This window comes from Thiomicrospira microaerophila (genome assembly GCF_000934765.1).
Taxonomy (GTDB): Bacteria; Pseudomonadota; Gammaproteobacteria; order Thiomicrospirales; family Thiomicrospiraceae; genus Thiomicrospira; species Thiomicrospira microaerophila.
In genome coordinates this window covers 117,707-139,967 of record NZ_JYNN01000004.1, presented here as the reverse complement: position 1 = coordinate 139,967, position 22,261 = coordinate 117,707, and the positions used below count along the sequence as shown (strand labels likewise).

Annotated in this window: 16 protein-coding genes; 7 read left to right on the top strand and 9 right to left on the bottom strand. The window is 45.8% G+C overall.

From position 1 onward, the window contains the following. Positions 1 to 60: 60 nt before the first annotated feature. Positions 61 to 1,521 (bottom strand): IMP dehydrogenase, encoded by a 1,461-nt coding sequence (gene guaB / locus NA59_RS03450; RefSeq protein ID WP_044407975.1) that lies wholly within the window; start codon positions 1,519 to 1,521, stop codon positions 61 to 63. 326 nt (positions 1,522 to 1,847) lie between these two features. Between guaB and NA59_RS03445 the strand changes: the two genes are divergently transcribed. Continuing rightward, positions 1,848 to 2,186 carry a hypothetical protein gene (locus tag NA59_RS03445; RefSeq protein WP_044407972.1) on the top strand — a complete coding sequence of 113 codons (339 nt, stop codon included), beginning with the start codon at positions 1,848 to 1,850 and terminating at the stop codon, positions 2,184 to 2,186. Positions 2,187 to 2,252: 66 nt separating this feature from the next. On the opposite strand, the gene NA59_RS03440 is transcribed toward NA59_RS03445, so the two are convergent. Beyond that, complete coding sequence (locus tag NA59_RS03440) at positions 2,253 to 2,921, bottom strand: energy-coupling factor ABC transporter permease (protein WP_044407969.1); 669 nt, start codon at positions 2,919 to 2,921, stop codon at positions 2,253 to 2,255. Between the two features lie 65 nt (positions 2,922 to 2,986). Here NA59_RS03440 and NA59_RS03435 point away from each other — a divergent pair, with 65 nt between their 5' ends. Further along, positions 2,987 to 3,400 carry an RDD family protein gene (locus NA59_RS03435; RefSeq protein WP_044407966.1) on the top strand — a complete coding sequence of 138 codons (414 nt, stop codon included), beginning with the start codon at positions 2,987 to 2,989 and terminating at the stop codon, positions 3,398 to 3,400. A 47-nt stretch (positions 3,401 to 3,447) separates the two neighbouring features. After that, positions 3,448 to 4,278, top strand: a complete 831-nt coding sequence (serB, locus tag NA59_RS03430) for a phosphoserine phosphatase SerB (RefSeq protein WP_044407963.1) — start codon at positions 3,448 to 3,450, stop codon at positions 4,276 to 4,278. Between the two features lie 19 nt (positions 4,279 to 4,297). On the opposite strand, the gene NA59_RS03425 is transcribed toward serB, so the two are convergent. The 7 genes from NA59_RS03425 to NA59_RS14930 form a co-directional block, all read right to left on the bottom strand. Continuing rightward, positions 4,298 to 6,139: an ABC transporter ATP-binding protein gene (locus NA59_RS03425; RefSeq protein WP_083944904.1), complete on the bottom strand. Its 1,842-nt coding sequence runs from the start codon at positions 6,137 to 6,139 to the stop codon at positions 4,298 to 4,300. Positions 6,140 to 6,160: 21 nt separating this feature from the next. After that, positions 6,161 to 6,943: a TatD family hydrolase gene (locus NA59_RS03420; RefSeq protein WP_044407961.1), complete on the bottom strand. Its 783-nt coding sequence runs from the start codon at positions 6,941 to 6,943 to the stop codon at positions 6,161 to 6,163. A gap of 3 nt (positions 6,944 to 6,946) precedes the next feature. Continuing rightward, positions 6,947 to 7,918, bottom strand: a complete 972-nt coding sequence (holB, locus tag NA59_RS03415; protein WP_044407958.1) for a DNA polymerase III subunit delta' — start codon at positions 7,916 to 7,918, stop codon at positions 6,947 to 6,949. Then, a complete protein-coding gene (gene tmk / locus NA59_RS03410; RefSeq protein WP_044407955.1) occupies positions 7,915 to 8,541 on the bottom strand; it encodes a dTMP kinase in 627 nt (208 codons plus the stop codon). Before tmk ends, holB begins: the two co-directional genes overlap by 4 nt. Before the next feature lie 35 nt (positions 8,542 to 8,576). Beyond that, positions 8,577 to 9,683: an endolytic transglycosylase MltG gene (gene mltG, locus NA59_RS03405; protein ID WP_083944901.1), complete on the bottom strand. Its 1,107-nt coding sequence runs from the start codon at positions 9,681 to 9,683 to the stop codon at positions 8,577 to 8,579. 166 nt (positions 9,684 to 9,849) lie between these two features. After that, entirely contained in the window at positions 9,850 to 12,048 is a 2,199-nt protein-coding gene (locus tag NA59_RS03400; RefSeq protein ID WP_044407952.1) for a CHASE2 domain-containing protein, read from the bottom strand. Between the two features lie 6 nt (positions 12,049 to 12,054). Next, positions 12,055 to 17,559, bottom strand: coding sequence for a hypothetical protein (locus tag NA59_RS14930; protein WP_044407949.1), 5,505 nt, complete (start codon positions 17,557 to 17,559; stop codon positions 12,055 to 12,057). A gap of 590 nt (positions 17,560 to 18,149) precedes the next feature. On the opposite strand from NA59_RS14930, the gene NA59_RS03390 reads away from it, so the two are divergent. From NA59_RS03390 to traF, 4 genes are read left to right on the top strand one after another with little or no spacing between them, the layout of a single operon-like run. Next, positions 18,150 to 18,536, top strand: a complete 387-nt coding sequence (locus tag NA59_RS03390; RefSeq protein WP_157792534.1) for an SH3 domain-containing protein — start codon at positions 18,150 to 18,152, stop codon at positions 18,534 to 18,536. After that, positions 18,537 to 19,460 carry a M48 family metalloprotease gene (locus tag NA59_RS03385; protein WP_052501434.1) on the top strand — a complete coding sequence of 308 codons (924 nt, stop codon included), beginning with the start codon at positions 18,537 to 18,539 and terminating at the stop codon, positions 19,458 to 19,460. Further along, entirely contained in the window at positions 19,447 to 20,841 is a 1,395-nt protein-coding gene (locus NA59_RS03380) for an OmpP1/FadL family transporter (RefSeq protein ID WP_044407943.1), read from the top strand. The genes NA59_RS03385 and NA59_RS03380 overlap by 14 nt, the downstream gene beginning before the upstream one ends. A 51-nt stretch (positions 20,842 to 20,892) precedes the next feature. Continuing rightward, on the top strand, positions 20,893 to 22,260 hold the full coding sequence (gene traF / locus NA59_RS03375) for a conjugal transfer protein TraF (protein WP_044407939.1): 1,368 nt from the start codon (positions 20,893 to 20,895) through the stop codon (positions 22,258 to 22,260). The last annotated feature ends 1 nt before the right edge of the window (position 22,261 follow it).

The window sequence follows — 22,261 nt, the reverse complement described above, 5'->3', positions numbered from 1 at the left end:
CAATAATTAAAATACAAAAAGCAGCGCACGCACGCTGCTAAAAAAACAATCACATCAGAGTTAAACGCGGTAGTTTGGGGCTTCTTTGGTGATCATCACATCATGTACATGACTTTCAACCATCCCCGCATTGGTAACACGTACAAACGAAGGTTTGCTATTCATCTCTGCAATATCCTTACAACCTGTGTAACCCATGCTTGAGCGCACACCGCCAATTAACTGATGAATAATCGGTGACAAGGAACCTTTATAGGGTACTCGCCCTTCAATACCCTCTGGCACCAATTTATCTTCAGCATTAGAGGACTGGAAGTAACGATCACTTGAGCCTTGTTTTTGTGACATGGCGCCTAACGAACCCATGCCACGGTAGGCCTTGTAAGCACGACCTTGAAAATACTCTACCTCACCCGGTGACTCTTCTGTACCCGCAAACATACTTCCCAGCATAATCGCTGACGCGCCCGCAACCAGCGCTTTTGCCACATCACCAGAAAAACGAATACCGCCATCGGCAATCAACGGCACGCCGGTTCCTTGTAATGCCTTGGCGACATTCGAAATGGCTGAAATTTGAGGCACACCGACGCCCGCTACAATCCGCGTAGTACAAATAGAACCCGGCCCTATCCCTACTTTGACCGCGTCAGCACCGGCTTTTACTAGATCTAACGCCGCTTCCGCGGTAGCGATATTGCCGCCAATCACATCAATCTGAGGAAAGTTTTGCTTTACCCAAGCAACACGATCAAGCACACCTTGAGAATGCCCGTGCGCGGTATCGACCACGATGACATCCACACCTGCTTTAATCAGCGCGTTAACACGTTCTTCAGTATCGGCTCCGGTACCGACTGCCGCACCCACGCGCAAACGGCCATTTGAATCTTTAGAGGCTAACGGATGTTCGTTTGACTTTAAAATGTCTGTAACGGTAATCATGCCCTTCAAATCAAAATTATCATTCACCACCAACACACGCTCAATTCGATGCTCATGCAATAAATCTAGCACCACATTACGATCAAACTTTTCTGGCACGGTAACTAATTTTTCTTTTGGCGTCATCATAGCGGTAATCGGCTTGGTTAAATCCGTTACAAAACGTAGGTCACGCCCCGTTACCAGACCCACCAGCTTGTCACCATCCATCACTGGCACACTGGAAATATTATTTTCTTCAGTGACTTTTAATACATCGGCTACACAGGTGGTGACCTGAACCGTAATCGGATCTAAAATAACACCATGTTCATATTTTTTGACTTTGCTCACTTCCGCCGCTTGCTCATCAATCGTCATGTTTTTGTGAACAATCCCAATACCGCCCTCTTGTGCCAAAGCAATCGCTAAACGTGCTTCGGTCACCGTATCCATTGCGGCTGAGACAAAAGGAATATTTAATGCAATATTTCTTGTCAATTGTGTTTTTAATGACACATCCTTTGGTAGCACAGTAGAGTGTGCGGGGACTAATAAAACATCATCAAATGTTAGCGCTTCTTGCAAAATTCTCACGTTGTCTACCTCTCATAAATCTTTTATAGGTGGATTAGATATTTTATTGGTACGGGTAAAATTTTTTCTTCAGAAGCCATTTTACAACACTTTCAATAACTTAAATCTATAATCCCATGGAAAATACCAAATTTCATTCATTTATCGAATCATTTTACTCTATTATAAAGTTTGACAGCGGCGGGGTAAACTTAATAACGTATAGCCAAGCTACGAAAAACAGAAAAAAACCTGTTCGACCTTTAGCTTTTTGCGTTAATCCTATACAATTAACTTTGTGGTGTAACACATAAAAATAAAAGCTCAATTCTATTCTGGAGGAATACATGAAAAAATTATTAGTCGGTGCAACCGTTGCAGCAGCGTTCTCTTTAACCGCTTGTGCGCAGACCCAAGCGACTACCGCCGCTGTACCTGATGATGGTTATGCCTCATTAGTAGCGGAAGCACAAGCGAAACAAGCACAATCTAAAGCAGATGGTAATGTATGGCAACAACGCAACATGAAACTGCCTTATGTCGATCATTATCTCGCTGAAGCGGAGAAAGCCCGCCTAGAGTCTGTTCGTCTAGCTCAGGAAGCGGTTAAGTCAGCTAACGGTCAGATCGACCAAACTAACTATGGCAGAAACTTAACGCCAGGTTGGTACAAAGAAGCCAAATAATTTAATACCACTTAAAAAAACCGGCCTAGTGCCGGTTTTTTTATCGCGTCTATCCGCTGTCTTTCATTACTTATTCTTCAGATAGTCTTCATCACTAAAGGTACTGACCCACTCCGGTTTCATCAACACCAGGCCTGCAATAATAAAGCCATTCAAAAACGCCTCAGGTGCGGCAATCAAGGGGATATAAGGAATAAAGCTGTAATTAAGCTGGTCTAGGGTATAAGCACCCGACAGCCCCATCACCAGTGCGGCCGTCAGCATCGCGAGCAACGCACCGATACCGGCCGACAAAAACCCATTCAAAAACACATAAACAAAAAAGTTACGATCCAAATAACGGTAGGCTAACTTATAAACCCACCAGGTAACAATGATAGGAATCCAACCCATCAGCATCGCATTCATACCAAACGCCAGCCAACCGGCCTCCCCTGAAAAACTAACACCGACTAAACCTAAAGTCATCGCAATAATCGCAAACTGCGGCCCAAACATCAAGGTGGCAACCGTCATCAGTAAAAAATGAAAACTAAAACCGCCGCCAATACTGGCCGACAGACTCCATAACAAAATAATCACCAACGCCGCACCAAACAACACATTTTGTGCGGCACGATCACGCTTGACCTTATACCAAGGCGCGGTGCGCAATGCCCAACCCAAGGTAATTAAATAGGCTAACCAACCAAAAACAATCCAACCCGTACCGAGCAAACCATCAGGCAAATTCATATGAAAGTCCTTTTTCTAAAAGCATTGACGTTTATAATACTCTTTTTTGACAATAAGCCCTAGCCATGAACAAAGCAAAAATACTCTTTGCCCTTTTTTATGACCTGCTACTGCTCTGTGCCGTTTGGTTTTTCGCGGCGCTGCCGTTTGTATTTTGGCAAGGTCCGGGATTTGAAAGCAACCCCCTCAGCTTACTGATGTTTCAAGTTTACCTATTGGTAATCAGCTATATTTATCTCAGCTATTTTTGGCTGCAAACCGGCCAAACTCCTGGGCTACGAACCTGGAACCTTCGGCTGGTTCGACTCGATGGCTACTTGCCTACGCGCAATGATGCCAATAAACGATTTTTCTTTAGCCTGCTGTCGATTGCCAGCCTAGGGCTCGGCTGGATTTGGCTGTTTTTCAACCCAAACGGACAAACACTCCACGACCAATTGGCGCAAACTCAAATTATTAACATAAATAACCCTAACTAAACACTCAGGCACCTAAACACCCAAACATGACCACAAGGATACCTAACATGGCACGCATCATTATCCACACCACAACACTTGACCAAAAACAACTGGCTATTATAGAAAAAAGTCTAGGGTTGCCTTATCCCCATTCCAATCACTACCGCCTCGACATCGCCGATGCACCTTCAGCGGATAAACTGAAAGAACTGGGTCAGCAATTACAGCTCGATATCAATCGCCTGCCGGCTGACTTCGACCCCTCACAGGTTAAACTGGTGATTAGTGATATGGATTCCACACTGATCTCAATTGAATGCATCGATGAAATCGCCGATATGATGAACCTTAAACCGCAAGTATCTGAAATTACCGAAGCGGCAATGCGCGGAGAACTCGATTTTGCCCAATCCCTCACCCAGCGTGTCAAACTTTTGACAGACCTGCCCACCGAGGCATTGCAACGTGTTTATGACGAACGCTTAACACTCAACCCAGGCGCTGAAGTCTGTTTAGAAGGATTAAAACAAAAAGACATTCAATTTGCACTGGTATCTGGCGGATTTGATTTTTTCACAGAACGTCTTAAACAACGACTAGTGCTAGACTTTGCACGCGCAAACAAACTGGCGATCGCCAACAACAAACTCACAGGACAGGTTGAAGGCAGCATTATCGACGCCCAAGCCAAAGCGGATTTTCTACATGAGCTCTGTAATCAGCTCAACATCAAACCCAACCAAGTCATTGCGATAGGCGATGGCGCAAATGATCTACTAATGATGGGCGAAGCCGGCTTAAGCATCGCCTACCACGCCAAACCCAAAGTACAAGCCCAAGCCCACACCGCCTTCAACTTCAGCGGCCTCGATGCTATTTTGGACTTTGTGGATTAAACCAAGGCGAACCTAAAACCTACCTAAACAACCGATGGTAGGTGCCTTGTTTGGCGAGTAGTTCTTCGTGTTCGCCGCTTTCTATGATGTGGCCGTCTTCAAATACCAGGATTCTGTCCGCTTGGCGGATTGAGCTTAGGCGGTGGGCGACGATAAGGGTGGTGCGGCCAGCGAAAAATGGGGCGAGGTCTTGGTAGAGTTTTCGCTCGGTTTCTAGGTCGAGGGCGGAGGTGGCTTCGTCCATTATCACGACTTTTGGGTCTTGCAGGATCATGCGGGCAATCGCTAACCTCTGGCGCTGACCTCCGGAGAGTTTAATGCCATTGCGCCCAACGATGGTGTCTAGCCCTTGTTCTAGCTCTTTAACGGTTTGTGCCAATTGCGCTTGCGATAAGGCCTGCCAAAGCTGGTCGTCGGTTAAGTCGCGCCCTAACCCTAGGTTAAAGCGTAGGGTTTGGTTAAACAGCATCGGGGTTTGCAAGACGGTGGCGACATGTTCACGCACAGATTCATAGCCAACCTGCTCAATCAGCTGGTCGTTGTAATAGACCTGTCCGGCATTTGGCTGATAAAAGCCGAGAAGCATTTGCACTAGGGTGGTTTTTCCGCCGCCACTTGCGCCGACTAAGGCGAGTTTTTCACCCGGCCGTATTTCAAAGTTGAGATTGTTGAGCACGAGTTCGCTCTTGCCGGGATAGTGAAAGCTGAGGTTTTCAACCCGAACACTGACTGGTTTCTCATTCGAAAACGGGTTGCTCTTGGCGGGATAGCTAGGTTCTTGTCTTAAATCCAACACCGAGTTAATCCGCGACAATCCGGCGCTGGCGGCATTATAGCTGTATTGAATCGCTAATAATTCTTGTACCGGCCCCATCATAAACCATAGATAACCAAACACCGCCATCATTTGACCAATCGATAAATCCGAAAACACCACCATCAGCATGCTGACGCCACGGAATATATCAAAGCCCACGAGAAAGATTAAAAAAGACAAACGACTTGCGGCATCGCTTTTCCAGGTAAAGGTTTCGGAATGGCGTTTAACGTTAAACGCTTTTTGGTTGATTTTACTGAAAAACGAGCGCCCTTGATTACTGGCGCGTACCTGCATCAAGGCATCGAGGGTTTCAGATAAGGCTTGCTGAAACGCATCCAATGCGGTGTTTTCATCTTTTTTAAGTGTCTTTACCTTGCGCCCCATTTTGACGGTGAAATACACCACAAGCGGGTTCATTAACAGGATAAACAAGGCCAACTGCCAATGCAGCCAGAGTAAAATAATCGTCATGCCCACCAAGCTGAACAGCGCAATAATCAGCTTGCCCACCGTTGTGCCTAAGAAGCTATCAATGGTATTCACATCGTTCACCAGTGTCGCGTTGACCGATCCCGTACCGAGGGTTTCATACTGCGCCATCGACACGCCTTGCACCCGCGCGAGCAAGTCGCGACGAATACGATAGGTTACGTCTTTTGAAATCACCGTAAACTGTTGCATTTGCCAGACACCCAGCCCTACCCCTATCGCACGCAGCAGGATCGTTAAAATAGTAATCGCCACAATGTAATAGACGGCCGAATACCAACTCGCTGGCGCGATCGCCTGCAAGCTAGCGACTATCCAAGCCGGTTGATCGAGCAATACTTCATCCACCAATAGCGGTAAGAGTAACGGCAGCGGAATGGTGGCGAGGGTGGCGAAAAAAGCAATGATATGCGCTTTAATTAACAGGGGTTTATGGGTTTTAATCAATTGCCAAATGCGCTGCCAGCTATATTGATCCACCAGGTCGGGTTGTAAATCCTGAAGATTTTGTGTGGTTGAATTTAGCTTAGGCGTGGCGGTCGTGGCGTTCATATCGACTCCAAGTGGCGATCATTAATGAGGTAATTTAAACAGTCGACAAAAATTATCGCTGGTCGCTTTGGCAACCTGCTCAAACGGCAGGTCGCGCAAGCGAGCCAATTCCTCGACCACATAGCGCGTATAACCTGGCTGATTTACCTTGCCGCGATAAGGAACTGGCGCAAGATAAGGCGCATCGGTTTCTACCAGAATCCGCTCTAGCGGCAATGCTTGTGCCACCGCTTTGAGTTCTTTCGCATTTTTAAAGGTTAAGATACCGGAAAACGATATATAAAACCCAAGTTCCATCGCCTGTTGCGCGGTGGCTAAATCTTCAACAAAACAATGCATAATACCGCCCACTTGATCCGCGCCTTCTTCACGCAAAATCTGTAACACATCCGGGGTTGAAGCGCGGGTATGAATCACGAGCGGCTTGTCTAATTGTTTGGCTATCGCGATGTGCTGACGAAAGCGGGCTTTTTGATAATTCAAATCAACCTGATCGGGTGATTGATGAAAATAATCCAGCCCCACCTCGCCGATGGCTAAGACTTTGGGATGACTAGCCGCTTGAATAATCGCCTCATCCGTCGCCTGCACACTCTCATCACTACACGGATGAATGCCGATACTGGCATAGACTTCTGGATAGCGGTCGGCCAATTCAATCACTTCTTGCCATTTATCCGGTCCAATCGCCACACACATCATGCGCTCAACGCCGAGCTCACGGGCGGAGGTAATCAACTGCTGGGTATCACCGACTGAGTCGGCGTCGATAATATTTAAATGGCAATGTGAATCAATAATCATGGTTTAACAACGTCCTCTTATTCTTGAATCGCTAAAAATGTTAGGCAGTGGGCTAGAGGTTTCAGATTGTAGCGCGAGATAAAGCAAACATAATGACTCTAGCAGTAATTCCTTGTTCGCATTGCCCAACCAATCGCGTTTAGCTTGCAGCACTTGTTGCTGAAACCCAAACCACTGGGTTTTTACGCCCTGTTGCTGATAGAGGGCTTGACGAATCGCGCTCACGCTCAGCAGATAAAACTGATCAAATACGGCTTCGGGATTCGGCCACTTTAACCAAGCGCTGGCGCAGTCCGATGGGGTTTTGCGCTGTGTAACTAAATCATGGATATCCGTTTGCCAAGCCTCATCTTGCAACCAGGCCTGGTTGTTAAGCCAGTCTAACGCGGCCAAGGGCGCACCCCAGTTTAGACGCAATGCACGCTTGCCACGCGCGCCATCCATTTCATTGTTTGTCTGAGTTAACAACCAGGCCTGGCTATCCTGCATACTCGGCGCATTAAAGGCCAATTGCTGGCAACGGCTAACAATCGTCGCCGGCAAGCGCTCCAACTGATAGCTGGTTAAAATCAGCAGGGTTTTTTCGGGTGGTTCTTCCAATGTTTTTAACAGGGCATTAAAAGCGGACGTATTCAGGCGCTCGACCTCAGGTAAAACCGCGACCTTGTAACCACCTTGATGCGAGGTTTGCATCAGCTTTTGCGTCAGCTGTCGAATCTGCTCAACACCGACTTCTTTTTTGCCTTCTAATACATCTAATTGGAAAAAATCGACATGGGTGTGTTCTAAGAATTGATGGCAACCTGCGCACTGCCCACAGGCGGTATGCGACTGACAAAAAAGTGATTGTGCCATCTGCTGGGCAAATTCGGTCAAGCCTAATCCGTTTGTTCCGGTCAGTAGATAAGCATGCCCCAAGCGTTCAAACTGTGCGAGCCATAACGACCATTGCGTTTGCTGCCAAGGATAAATCATACGGCGCTAAGCCGCTGAAGTTGCGCCACAATCTGGCTTTGCACGCCATCCAAAGGCTGCGCCGCATCCAACACACAATAGCGTGCGGGCGCTTGCGCCGCACGGTTAAGATAGGCCTGACGCACCTGTTCAAAAAACACCGTTTTCTCCTGTTCAAAACGGTCGGTTTCGCCGCCGCGTTGCGCCACGCGTTGCATTCCCAGCGCCACTGGCAAATCAAAAACAAAGGTACAATCGGGTCTAAAATCCTGCTGCACCCAGTCTTCTATCGGTGCAATGCGCTCAAACCCCAAGCCGCGTGCCGCGCCCTGATAAGCATAGGTGGCATCGGTAAAACGATCGGAAATCACCCATTTTCCTTCGGCTAGGGCCGGCTTAATCAGCGTTTCGATATGCTGCGCACGTGCGGCAAACATCAGCAACAGCTCACAGCTAGGTGTCATAGAGTGATATTGCTTATCAAGCAACAAACTACGAATCGCCTCGCCCAACGCGGTACCGCCAGGTTCACGGGTAATCACCACCTGATGACCTCGCTGCTGCAACCAATCCTCAATAAAGCGCAGATTTGTCGATTTACCCGCACCTTCACCCCCCTCAAGGGTTAAAAACTTTCCATTCATTCACTTCACTCTCATGTTTAGTCCGGATACTTGGTTTAGCGTCGGTTCAAAATGTAACGGCGCACGGCGCGGTTGTGTTCGTCTAGGGTGGCTGAAAAATGATGCTCCCCATTGCCTTTTGATACAAAATACAGGGCATCGGTTGTCTCTGGATTCAACGCGGCCAACACCGCTTCGCGGCTCGGCATCGCAATCGGCGTGGGCGTTAGACCGTGATTGCGATAGGTATTATAAGGCGTCCACGTATCCAAACCTGCGCGTCCAATCCGCCCTTGATAACGATCACCCATGCCATAAATAACCGTCGGGTCGGTTTGCAATCGCATGCGTTTGTTTAAACGATTAACAAACACCCCCGCAATTTTTTGACGCTCATGCGCCGCACCGGTTTCTTTCTCAATAATAGAAGCCAAAATCAAGGCTTCATAAGGGGTTTTGATTGGCAAATTTTCCGATCTAATTCGCCACTCAACCTCCACAAACATCTTCATGGCCTGCACCGCGCGCGCCACTAACATTTTGTCGGTTTCACCCTTATGATAATAATAAGTTTCAGGCAATAACCAACCTTCAAGGTTATTTGTGACGCCTAATTCAATCGCCAAATCCAACCAGGCCTGGTTGTCTAGAACTCGATTTAACTTAGGTAAACTATCGAGTTTTTCTTTAACCTGCGCCAGCGTTTCTCCCGGAATAATCACAAACGGATAGCGCACTCGCGGCGCATGGATTAATGCCTGCGCCAATTGTTCAAACGTCCATTGCGGATCAATCTCTAGCTCACCGGGCCTTAACTGATGGGCAAGTTCATGATAACGCAAATACCATTCAAATTCACGCGGGCGCTCTAACAAGCCGGCCTGGTGTAATTGCTGGGTCATCCGCCGCGCCGACACCCCCGAGGGCAAATCGATGATTTTTGCATGCGCTTGCTCGCTTATGGGTTGCTGGATAAGATGATAACCATAACCGATAACGCCCAGCATCGCCACCAAAGCCAAAAGGAACAAGGACAAGACCAGCCAAACAAATCGTTTTAGTTTGCTAGACTGCTCGCGGTTATTGGACTTCTTGGTCTTCTCGCTCGCCTGCTCGCGCTCGTGGGCTTTGTCAGAAGGAGTCTTAGTGGGCTTTGCTTTCATTTAATTAAAAGGGTCTCAAATCATAGAAGCAGAATTATAACACACGGTCTTTTAGCATCTATGCTTCCAAGCCTGGTAGACCCTTACACTTTTGTTCGATTTCCGAACATTAAACTTATATTCAAGTAAATGCTTTTATAAAACTACTCCAATCGTAAAAAGATGACTACTTATGCGTCAAGGTAAACACACCATCCCAATCTTCAGCGGGTGGGGTGGTGATGTAGGCGTCGCAGCGTTCGATAAACAGCTGTTTAAAGCCGTTATACTTTTCGGGTAGTGAGCTATACATTTGTTTTGCTAGCGCAAAATCCTTAAGATGGTAGGCGTTATGCGCTGACCAAACCTGGTCGGCTATCGCTTTGGCTTGCTCAATATCATCAGTCTCATCCTTGTCACCAATCGCGAGGGGGCAGAGGAGTAACACAGGTTCATTTTTACCTTTTACCCTAACACGATCAACGGGCATGCAAACAATCCGCTCTTTGACCTGCGCCCAAGTAAACTCCGAGATGAGAACAGGCAAGTGATATTCTTTGGTTAAACCTTCCACCCGTGACCCTAAGTTTACCGCATCGCCGATAATCGTATAGTCTAGCTTTTGGCTAGAGCCGATATTGCCTAACACCACCCGACCGGTATTAACCCCGACCCCGACATCAATCTTTTGCAGCCCTTCTGCAACCAGCGTGGCATTAACCTTTGGCATAGCACGCGTCATCTGCAATGCGGTGACGGTGGCATTGTAGGCATGTTCATCATCTTTGAGCGGCGCGCCCCAAAATGCCATCGAGGCATCACCGATAAATTTATCCACCGTGCCTTTATTATCAAAGGTGATTTGCGTGACTTCCTCCAAATGGATATTCAACAGTTTCACCACTTCTTGAGCGCTTAGCTTTTCTGAGATACTGGTAAAGCCACGAACATCGGAAAACACAATGCTCATTTCTTCTTCTTTACCCACCTGGGCATTAAGTTGATCTTCATAGTTATCTAATACTTCTGTAAGGGCCGCAGGTGAAACATACTGGCTTAACATGGCTCTAACTCGTTGTTTTTCGCGCCCCTCCGTGGCAGCAAAATAGGCGGTGAGCATTAACCAGGTCATCGCCCCGGAAAACAAGCCGGGAATCAGATCAAACTGAATATGGTACTGCGCAAATAACCAAAGACTCAGTGCCACCAGGCCTGCCAATAAAAAACTAGGCAACACCAACTGCCCGACCAAGGAGCTAAACCTTAAGGCCGTTAGCAATACGATCAGGCTGATAAAAAAGATTGTTAACCAGACGAGGGTTTCAGGTACTTGATAAATAAAGTCTTGCATCAGGATATTGCTGGCAATTGCCGCATGCAAAAACACCCCTGGCCAACGGCTATCGACAGGGGTATTTTTTAAATCCTCCAAGCCCACCGCGCTGGTACCTATTAGCACCAGTTTATTCGCAAAGGTGTCTGGGGCTAATAATCTGGGGTCAGTATAGAGCGCCTCTAAATCACCTTGACGCAAGGCGGCCACCGAGGCGAGTACACTAGAAACCGCATAAGACTCAAACTCGCCATAAAAATTCACCGCATAGTTACCTTGACGATTCAGCGGCACCACTAAATCATCCAGTTTTACTTGGCGGGGTTCAAATGTAATTTGCTTAATCGCCAAGCGATCCAACAAGGCGGACATAGATAATACCGGGTAAAAATCACCTTGATAATCTCGAAACAAACGCGTGCTGCGATACACGCCATCTGGATCAGGTGCAAACTCAACCACCGCCATGCGATGACTATGATCACGCAGCGGATTAAAAGGAATATAAAAGGTATTGTTGTTCGATGGCGCTAAGCCTTGGATGTCTTCAACGCGATATTTTTGTGCAAACCCTTCTGGCAATGGACGATCTGCATAGGGATTATGCGGATCTTCAAGAATTTGCATCGCATGGGTGACAAAATCAGTTTGCGCACTCATCTCAACCAGCGCCAGGTCATGATGACTAATCGAGCCATCGGCTTCTAGATGTGTTTCGGTGAAAAGAATATCGAAGACCACCGCTTGGGCTTCGGCCATCGCCATATACTCAATAACATCCGCCCATACAGAGCGTGGCCAGGGCCAACGGCCAACCACCGGATCCATCGCGGACAAGGAGGCCTCATCAATCATCAACACCACCACATCTTCGGAGGCTTTTAATTCGTCACGAAACAAACTGGCCTTAAAGTCATCTGACCAGTTTTCGATCACCCGAAACCCATCACTTTGGAAAATCCAGAACGAGAGCAAACATACTGCCAAGGCAATCAAACCGCTGTGCAATCGACGCTTTTGATTTTTTTTGAGTTGTATCAAACCAAAAAACACGCAGAGTTAATCCGCTACAGTTATCGCCAGGCTCTCTTCTATATCATCCGCGAAACGAACCCAATCTACTAGCTCCTGATGTTCAGCATGCACAAAATCAAACACCGAGTAGAGCTCATTAATTTGTGCCAAGCTTAAGTTTGTTAAATCAATATCTTCAGCCAGATCAAGCCCAGTTGTAATAAGCCGAATTTGAGGCAGTGTCTGCGCAGAGTCGTTGTTCATTGTTAAGATAATTGATTGACCGTACCCATCATCAATCAAGTTAACCGTCAATTGAATATCATCTAAGCTTTGCCACTGATTAGCCTTGTCAACAAACACCAGTTTATCTTTTGTGACATCAAAATCAAAAATATAAACCGAACCTAATTGAGTTGTGGCGCTAGAATTATTGCCATCAAGCCTAACCAATAACGTACCTACATGCTGATCGATCCAACTTGAAAAAGAATCTCCTGTACTCATATCATCTGGAACAGCTAAGTACTCGACCAACTCAAAACGATGCTCAGGCCTGCTAGACCAGCCATAGTCCGTTACATTAAAAACCTCCACTAGATCATAGGTTTGTTTCTGATAAATCACACCTGCAGAATCGAAATATTTACCATCTACAAATACACTGACTGGATGGCCTATCTCATTATAGCTTCTGGTAGTCACTTTATCCTCAACTACCAAACCATTTAAATCTTTACGAACTTCATCCGTCACCACCACGCGATTTCCATTTTCATCTTCACTAAAAACACTAGTAAATTGATAGCTACTCCAGTCATTCTTTCCGACTATAGTCTCACTGATGCGCTTCCAACTATCTTTATCATAAACAATAGTATGCTCTTCTTCTGTTACATGCACACTTGTTTCGTACTGATTGCGAGACACATAGACTTGTTCCTCGACGCGATTCCCTTCATGATTTATTGAAAAAATTGAAGATCGGGTTGAATAATGATTGGCATGGTCGTTAAAGCTATCGGAAATGATCATAAACCAATTTGAGTCATATTTCTGGTAACTTCCCGCGAGACTATCTTCTTGTTCATCATCATAATAGCTATGTACAGTAATGTTATACTGCTCTCTATAACCACTTTCTAATACCAAGTCACTGGTGAACCAATGCTCGGTTTCGCCCACAATACCAGCGGAGCCATAAATATAGCCAGAGTGATCACTTCTAATATACGTTTGCTCAAGCCATTTTTGTGGAATGTCAAATTGCTCGGAAAGTTTGGTTAAATCCAATGACTGATCCGGTATATCTATATCATAATAATTAAGTGCATCCAACAGTGTTTGACTTAAAGGTTTCGAAGCTTGATCATCTGCAAAATACACATAATTTTCAAGACCAACAACGCCATCTACTGCCGCACGGAGCCGAATATTTTTGACAAAAATGTCATAAATATATTCTGAACCCCAGTCGCCACTAAACAGATCAAGCAAATCAAAACTAAACATTATTGTGGTATCTGTTTGCGTAAACACGAGTGAATCCATATAATCTGAATCACTATAAATAGAACGAATCATACGCTCATGACCTGCCTCATCACGCAAGGCCATCTCTAGACGATAATAGTTGAGTAGATCATTGCTAAACCCTTCACCTGAAAAATGAATATCAACCCGCGTACTATCGGTAGCAAACTCAACAGCACTTACCGCAACAGACATCCCTTCAATCAAGCTCGATGCTTCATTATAGTTTTGCTGACTAGGTAGTGTAACCGCCTCTATACGGTTCTGCATTTTGTCTGATAACACAAAATTTTGGTTATAGGTATTAGACAAAGGTGCAATCTTAAACTCACGGCTCAAATTTGTTCCAATTTTATTTTGCTCTGATACGCAGGTTTCTACCCCGTTATCAAAGCGCCAACATAGTTGAGCATCGTTAATCAGTTGGTTTAATAAAACACTATTATTAACCCCATCAAAAGCATCAATTTTACCAACTAAATATTCAACATTATCAACATTCTTAACCTCAAGTTTGACGCTATAACTTCTACCATCTTGAAAATTCGGGTTTGAGTAAGCACCTTCTGCCTCACCTAATAGCGTGCCATAATCAAACCAGGGCAAACTAGCTAAATCCCCTATTATTGACTGAACCGTTTCAGCGTAAAATTGAACATAAACTCCTAACCTATCCGTTACCGCACCTCCAGAAAGGTTCACGCCTTTACCAATAACGCGATCAGGCGTATTAGTAACATCTAAGTCTGACAGCCTTAAAGCATCCTCAACTAATTGAGCCGCATCAACAAAATACACATTCGCAGCAAATTGCTGAATGAGATCTTCATGGAAAACATAAACAGCCAATGTATGCGTCCCTGATGGAATAGTCAATGATAGCCCATCCACCAATGTAGCCCCCCAAGCTCCACCTTCTCCTGGCAATGGCTCCGGTATTGGCTCCGGTATTGGCTCCGGTATTGGCTCCGGTATTGGCTCCGGTATTGGCTCCGGTATTGGCTCCGGTATTGGCTCCGGTGTTACAGGGTTAGGTCTGTTTGGCACCACTATATTTAGCTGTTCTTCTACAGTTGTTGCCGTTTGTCGTTGTGCAGCAGCAGCAGCCGCCGCAATTTGTGCAGGCGTCAATGCCGTGCCTAAGCTAGCAGCTTGCTCAATAGCTTCACGCACTACCTGCGCTGTAGCAACAGCACTTGTCACCGCACTTGTTGTCGCCGTAGCAATGCTCGCTGTACGTGAGGGCGCACTTAATGTGGTGGTGAATGCTTCACGTTGTGTTTCATCAACAATCAAAGCTGCAACGTCTGTCGCTGCTCGCGTCACTACGTTAGTCGTTAAAGCCGCTGTTTGGCTGGCATCGGTTAAGTTCACGGTGGTACCGGCGGCGCGCGCGGCGCGCACTTCAGTCGCTAAAGAACGCATTACGGTCGCGTAGGTTTGCGCAGCAGGGAGTGTGTTGTTATCTGAACGAGCCGCTTGCGTAATCACGTTAACGACTTGATGAACCGCTTGTACCGCCGCGAACATAACCTCAGGACGTTTTACGGGGTCGGTATCTAATGGCACATCTGCAGGAATGCCCAAAATTTCACGCGCGACAGACTCGGCTTCCGCCAAATCCGCACCCGAACCACGAAGCGCCGCGACTAAAGAAGTTACTGGAGTAATGTTACGCATCCCCGCCGGTGCTGAAAGCTGTCCTTGAAAGGCTGCTGTTTGTATTAAGGTATCTCGCTGTTCTGCAAATTGGGTTGGGTCAGCTCTTAATGCTTCTAGCGTGTCTTCATCAATGAGTGCGGTATCGACGGTGTCGTCGGTTGATGAACAAACCACATCCAACGCATAAGTATAAGCAATAGGTGCACTAATCACATAAAAACCATTAATATCTGTCAGGCTTTTAACAAAATACCCCTCTAGCTGACAACTCATATTCCAAAGGTAGCCATCGACAACTTGACCCGTAATTGTTTCAGTTTCTGGTAGTGGCGCAGGGTGTAATTGTTGGTTTATTTGCAGAACAACGTTTTCGGGAAGGCCATTAAAGCTGGATAAGCTCTCCAAGCTGATCTCCACAATCGTGCTAAAATCCAAAGCTGTAATGCTAGTTTTATCCGATTCAGTCATTACAATGTTTTTAAGCTCTAAAAAATCAACCACATCTTGTGCGCTCTCTAAACGTGCCAACTCCACCAGTTCAGTTTGAATCTTAGTCACTAGAGTCTCGGGTAACCCATCAATCGCTAGTAAATCATCTAAGACGGAATAAACTGCATTTCTAAGATCTAAATGCAGTATTTCCTGTTTTTCAGAGTCATTCAACTCAATACCTTGATCCTCAATAAAGCTAATCAAGGCCGCTGATGCTTGTTGTTGCGCCCAATAAATATCAACTTTAAGTTTAAGGCTACTTTCTGGAGCCAATAAGTCATACACATCCTCCAAGCTAAAGGTTTCAGGTAAGCCAACCCAGTTCAGTTGACGAATTTCTTTTCGCTCGCCAGGATTTAATGCAATACTTAAAGCTTCCTCAATATAACTAACCACATCTAATGTAGCTTGAAGCTTATCTATCAAACTCGTTAGATCACTGGATGGCGACTCAACTGATTTAAACAATGTCAAAATATCCGCAACACTAAAGCTTTTTAATGTTTGGACTTTATTAGCATCAATACCTTTAACCGCCTCTTCTCCACCTTCGTTGATAATAAAACCTGAATTGACTAAATAATCAACAATAAGTTGTTGTTCAACGGAGTCTGCTGCCTTAGTCGCCTCGCTCCCTACTGTAGTTAACTCATCTACCTTAACACCATCTTCGCTCGACAAATCGACAACCTTAGCTTCAACCTGTTGCTTGATAACATTAACCACATTAGTTGACTGAAGCGCCGATGCTTGGATAGAGCGAATATCAATTACAGTTTCTTTTTGATAAATGGTTTGCGTTTGTAAAGCCGTAATCGCTGCGACCTGTGTTGCATTAGATATTTGAATTTTGGCCTGATCTGCTACCTTAGCTTGAACAGCTAGCTTTGCAGCAGGTACATTTGGAATCTCCCTTACCAACGTTTCAACAGATTTAACTTCAACGTTAGTAGGTGGTGCAATCGCAACCTGAACAATCGCGTCTAAAACGCCATCTGCAACATCTTCCGAGCGTGTATCCTTATCTTCTTGCTTTGCTACGGCCACCATCGTTTCTATTGCTCTGTTTACCGCTACCGTAACGGCGAGTGCTTTTCGAGCTTGTGTTGTTCTAGTAGCATCCCCTGATGTGACTGCGTCAACTAACTCCTCAATAGGATCCTTATCCAACTGAGACACATCCTCAAGACCTAGTGCCGCTTTAATAATATTCTGCGCTTGTTCAAGTGTTTTACCCGTATCTACTGTACGTGCGACAAGCGTGCTAAGCGATGTAACGTTAGCTGTTAAATGGCGTGTATCTGTAATAATATTTTCAGTCTGAATGGTGCTTGATATTGCTTTCCCAAGGTTCAATGGCGCACGCAAACGTGTGTTAAAAGCTAAATTCGTATCAGTATCCACCCCACCGATAACCAGAATACGTGACTGGGTAAACAATTGTACAAGCGTTTGATTTTCAGGCAACGCGTATTCAAAGCTGTACTTTCCCTTATCATCCGTTCTTGTGCTAGGCTCACTTTCATCACACACATCATTTTTATTTAAGTCCAAGCATACCAAGGCGTCTTCAATGTAACCATCCACTACCGCACCGGACATTTGCAAGTTTACTGTCCTTTTCACATTAGAAGGGGGTACAGGGGCTTCAGTCGGGGCTTCAGTCGGGGCTTCAGTCGGGGCTTCAGTCGGGGCTTCAGTCGGGGCTTCGGTCGGGGCTTCGGTCGGGGCGGATGTCGGGGCTTCAGTAGGTTCAGGAGTGGAAGGCGCAGTTGCACCACCATCAGATCCCCCACCTAAACAACCAGATAAAATACTTGCAATCGAAACGGCCAATATTGTTTTTTTTGTACGTAAATTCATAGATCCGCTGCCCCTGTTAAATTTAATTTCAGCCTAGCGTGCAAATAAACTTTCTTTTTGCACAATTTTTAAGATATTAATTTGATTCTAAAGGAGCTCTGCATCGGCTTCAAGCATTAATTTCTCTAACGCCTACTTTTTTGCACTTAAAAAAACACTAGAAATTAAAAAAACCTGCCCCCACCGCATTCCAATAAAAAAATTAAAATCACTATCTTAAGTTAAATTTGATGTATAAGTTTTATAAAAATCGGTTCAACAACCAAAAATAGCTTAAGCAAAAACCCAACCTTCTACTTAAGTTATTTTTTCATCGCAACAATGCTTGATATAAAACAGAAACTAACACAGATTTTTGTTTTTTTATTGAAAAACTTTGCACATTTTGCATTTCAGCAATAGAATAAAACTCACGTTAAAACATGTTAAGGGTTTTATTCATGAATAGCAGTCATCGCCACACTACTTCTCCCTGGTTTGCAAAAACGTACCATTTTTTGGTATTTTTAGTATTTTCAACGTTTTTTTTAAACCAAGCTGCCGCTAGTACTCAACTTACTCTTTACATTTCAAGCCAACAAGCCAAAGTCATGTCAGAACCTGCATTTAATGCGAGCTTGGTTACGACACTTCGTTTAGGGGATGAGGTGATCCAATTACGCCAACAAGGCGCTTGGTTCGAGATCACAATGACGGATGGTTCAAGCGGTTGGATTTCCCGGTTTTTAGCACGTGATACCCCTCCATCAGAACGCGTTACCGTATTGCCGAGTGATGGCAATGTTGAATTACGTGATGTGCGCCGCCGCACCTCTGCACTCACCACCGCGGCCGCAGCACGCGGCTTGGCAGGTAGCGCGGACGCTGGCGATGGCTTACAAGCAGATACGGAAGCCCTGCGATACATGGAAGGCTTTAGTGTATCACCCGATTCTATTAAAATGTTTATGCAACCGATTATCACCGGAGCGCAGTAGATGAAATATCTTTTTAACCGCAAATTGATCTTAGCGCTATCCGTCGCTTTGACATCAAATATAGCCCTATCCAACCCGGCCTGGTCGAACGAAACTACCGATGGTTTTGATGTTAATACACTGATTGAATCCAGCTTAAACACCGCCTTGATTGAAAAGCAACTCTCCTTTCGGCAACGTGCCTTTACGGACATTGTTGAGCCTGAATATACCGCAGATGACATTCAAGCTGAAATTATTTTTGGCCGTGAACTGGCAAGCAAAATTCTTGGGCGCTATCCGGTACTGCGTGATGACAAGCTAAATGACTATGTGAGTCATGTGGGGCATACACTCGCACAGTTCTCTCAACGCCCTGAGCTGACCTATTATTTTATTGTGCTCAACACAGATGAAATCAATGCCTATGCCGCACCAGGTGGGTATGTATTTATCACCAAAGGCGCGCTAAATAAGGCGCAAAACGAAGCCCAACTGGCCGCTATTCTAGCCCATGAAATGGGGCATATTGAAGCGCGCCACTACGTGCGTGCCATCGGATTACGTGGCACGAATGCCAATGCCGACAACAGTTTAACCGCTATTCTTTCCGGTGGCGGCAATGCGGCCGTCGTCGCATTTAATCAGGCCGTGAGCCAAGCGATGGAAATTTTATTTGAGAAGGGTTTACAGTCCAAACAAGACGAGTTTGAGGCCGATGCGGCTAGCGTTTGGCTATTAGTGAATGCAGGCTACCAACCTTCAGCATTGGCGGACTATTTTGTGATGCTTAGCGGTACGCCAAACAATCAAACCCAGGTCCTGTCTAACACGCACCCGCCGATGAACGAACGGATTACTGAACTTCAAAACATTCTGAATGAGCATGGTTTAGACGGATTACGTCTTGCAACCCTAGAGGAGCGCTTAAATGAACACCGTTAAACAAGTTAAACTAAAAACGCTAGCGCTCGCTATGGCTGGCGCTAGCATGGCGATGCCTGCTTTGGCAGACGAATTTCACTATCGTGATATTTTAGTCGGCGATCGTGCAGCAGGCTTAGGTGGTGCGTATACGGCTATATCGGATGATGCATCGGGACTTTATTACAATCCCGCCGGCATTGTTTATAGCACCTCGACCAAAATATCAGGCTCGGTCAATGCGTTTAATTTTAAAAACACCACCTACTCGGGCATTAGCGATTCGAACCCTAATCAAAAATGGACACGCACCTCATCCGGGATGGTCGCCAATTTCTTTGGCGTTATTCAACCGCTTGGCGCAGGCGTGGCAGGCTTTTCGATTGCGATTCCAAATTATGACCTAGAAGACCAAAGCGACAGCTTTACGCATTTACAATCAGCAAAGCGGCTCCAGAACACCGACGAAGTAGGCACTGAACTAGGCGTCAACCGAACCTTAGGCGAGGCAAACCAATTTGCGGCACTTGAGCAAAACGCGATTAGAAATCAAGAAATTGACTACAACAATGCCGATACCACAACCCTTGCGGGCATTAGTTATGCCTTTCCGGTGAGTGAACAGCTTTCCGTTGGGATGACCCTTTATGGTTATATGCGAAAAAAAGAATCTACACTAAAGCAAATTTCGATTATTGAGGGGCGTGACATCGATGATGCGCCTGTTTTTTTGAAAGACAGCTACTATCAAAAAGTACAAACTGATGAACTGGGAATCCAACCTAGGTTAGGCCTGATGTGGTCACCGATTGAGCGTGTTTCAATAGGCATGATGATTCAAACCACCATCATGCTATCAGAATCCCCAGACACACGACTAGACCAAACGCTTTGCACCGGCACACAATGCTATACCCTTGAGGGAAGTAACTTTGTCGCGCTGGACACCAATGCACACCAACATACCGATATAGGTTTAAACGAAACCACCAAAAACAAGCTGCCGACCGAAGTGAATTTAGGTCTCGCCTACTTTCCCTCTAACGCACTCTTGTTAACCGGTGACTTCAGCTATGCCACGTCCACAGATCGCTATGCCGCCACATGGAACCTCGCCGGTGGTGCTGAATACTTTCTTAACCCCACATGGGCCGTGCGGGGTGGCTTATACACCAATAACGCCAATACAGAATCGAATGTGTCTGTGCATGGCGATCCACACATTAATGAAATCGGCTCTAGCTTTTCGGTTACACGTTATACCAAAACATCGAATATTACCGTCGGTTTAGGCTATCTTGGTGGCACCGGAACGGCCAACCTGTTTGGTAGCTCCAGCCATACCCAAGAGATTAAAACCTTTGGTATGAATCTTTATGTGTCCACATCAGGCAGCTTTTAACTAAACTTTTCAATCCACTTTTTTGCACTTTAAAAACACGAAGGAGACACCATGTTTAAACATAAAATCTTAGTCACTGCCATTGCGATGGCGAGCTCATCAATGGTCAGCGCATCTACATTTTACAATGCGGGTTCCACGCTAGGCTATGGCGACGTCGGCAACACCCACACACTTTTTAACGGCTTTCAAAACCCTGCCTCACTCGGTGGGGATACCTCTAAACGGCTATGGGGCTTAGGCTTAAGTGCGGGGATTGATATTTCTTACACAGGTATGTCAGGTATTGAGGATCGTGTTGAAAATGTACAGAACGAGCTAGATGACCTATCAGATCGCCTTGCAACGAGGGTTGGAGCTCTCGATCAAGCAACCGTTATCGCTAACCCTACGCAAGTAGCAAATGACTTAAAAACCGGTCTTGAGGAGGATTTAGAGGGTGTTGTTGATGGCTTTTTTACAGACTTCTCTAATCTAGGAATGCAGCTGCAAACATCCTTCTCACTGCCGCTTGTCATTCAAACCCATAACTGGGGTGGATGGATGGTCGGCGCATCCGTAACCTCTGGTGCCGCGATCAAACTCAATCAATCGCAAGGGTCAGATCTGAATGTAGATGTTGTATATGCTCCCACAGAAGCAAATCCTAATAACTTTACCGCGGACGCCACAGCACAAACCAATGCCGCACTCAACATCACCGGCTACCACCTAACCGAAGCAACACTAGGCTATGGCATGGACCTTGACCGTTGGTTTACACTAGGTGAAGGCAGTTTAAACGCGGGGTTCCGTGTCAAGATGATGCAGGCCAGCTTTAAACACTATGCGTTTGGTTTAGACAGCATCATCAATAACCCAGACCAAGACTTTAGTGATGAAATCAGCGATGGTATCCAAGAAGCCATTACCTCCAGTGATACGTCTACGGCTTTTGGCGTCGACTTTGGTTTACAGTACAATGCCAAAAACTATATGCTCGGCTTAACACTTGAAAACCTAAATGCACCCAGCTTTGAGTATGGTGCCATTGGCCAGGATGCCGCCAACTTAATAGCAAGCAACCATTTACCTTCTGAAATTTCCTTGGACCCTAAAGCGCGCGTTGAGGCTGCACTTTTCTCGAAGAATAGACGTTGGACACTGGCCGGTTTTGCTGACCTCAACAAAACAACCGCCATCACCGGCTTAGAAACGCAAAAAGCCGGCATTTCGGCCTCCTATGCCTCTAACCTATGGTATGCACCAGACATTCGATTTGGTTACACCCATGAAGCAGCTGGCAATGAGTTTTCACGCATGCACGGTGGTTTAACTGTTGGCTTCGTTAGCCTCGACCTTGCCCTCAGCTCACTTGACTTTGAAGAGTTCGAAGACAACTCGCTCGCACTTAACCTAGCCGTTGAATTCAAGTTCTAAT

What these genes read in the sequence shown, in the direction of transcription:
- NA59_RS03445 (WP_044407972.1), top strand. Translation starts at nt 1,848, where the DNA reads ATGAAAAAATTATTAGTCGGTGCAACCGTTGCAGCAGCGTTCTCTTTA.
- NA59_RS03440 (WP_044407969.1), bottom strand. Translation starts at nt 2,921, where the DNA reads ATGAATTTGCCTGATGGTTTGCTCGGTACGGGTTGGATTGTTTTTGGT.
- NA59_RS03435 (WP_044407966.1), top strand. Translation starts at nt 2,987, where the DNA reads ATGAACAAAGCAAAAATACTCTTTGCCCTTTTTTATGACCTGCTACTG.
- serB (WP_044407963.1), top strand. Translation starts at nt 3,448, where the DNA reads ATGGCACGCATCATTATCCACACCACAACACTTGACCAAAAACAACTG.
- NA59_RS03425 (WP_083944904.1), bottom strand. Translation starts at nt 6,139, where the DNA reads ATGAACGCCACGACCGCCACGCCTAAGCTAAATTCAACCACACAAAAT.
- NA59_RS03420 (WP_044407961.1), bottom strand. Translation starts at nt 6,943, where the DNA reads ATGATTATTGATTCACATTGCCATTTAAATATTATCGACGCCGACTCA.
- holB (WP_044407958.1), bottom strand. Translation starts at nt 7,918, where the DNA reads ATGATTTATCCTTGGCAGCAAACGCAATGGTCGTTATGGCTCGCACAG.
- tmk (WP_044407955.1), bottom strand. Translation starts at nt 8,541, where the DNA reads ATGAATGGAAAGTTTTTAACCCTTGAGGGGGGTGAAGGTGCGGGTAAA.
- mltG (WP_083944901.1), bottom strand. Translation starts at nt 9,683, where the DNA reads ATGAAAGCAAAGCCCACTAAGACTCCTTCTGACAAAGCCCACGAGCGC.
- NA59_RS14930 (WP_044407949.1), bottom strand. Translation starts at nt 17,559, where the DNA reads ATGAATTTACGTACAAAAAAAACAATATTGGCCGTTTCGATTGCAAGT.
- NA59_RS03390 (WP_157792534.1), top strand. Translation starts at nt 18,150, where the DNA reads ATGTCAGAACCTGCATTTAATGCGAGCTTGGTTACGACACTTCGTTTA.
- NA59_RS03385 (WP_052501434.1), top strand. Translation starts at nt 18,537, where the DNA reads ATGAAATATCTTTTTAACCGCAAATTGATCTTAGCGCTATCCGTCGCT.
- NA59_RS03380 (WP_044407943.1), top strand. Translation starts at nt 19,447, where the DNA reads ATGAACACCGTTAAACAAGTTAAACTAAAAACGCTAGCGCTCGCTATG.
- traF (WP_044407939.1), top strand. Translation starts at nt 20,893, where the DNA reads ATGTTTAAACATAAAATCTTAGTCACTGCCATTGCGATGGCGAGCTCA.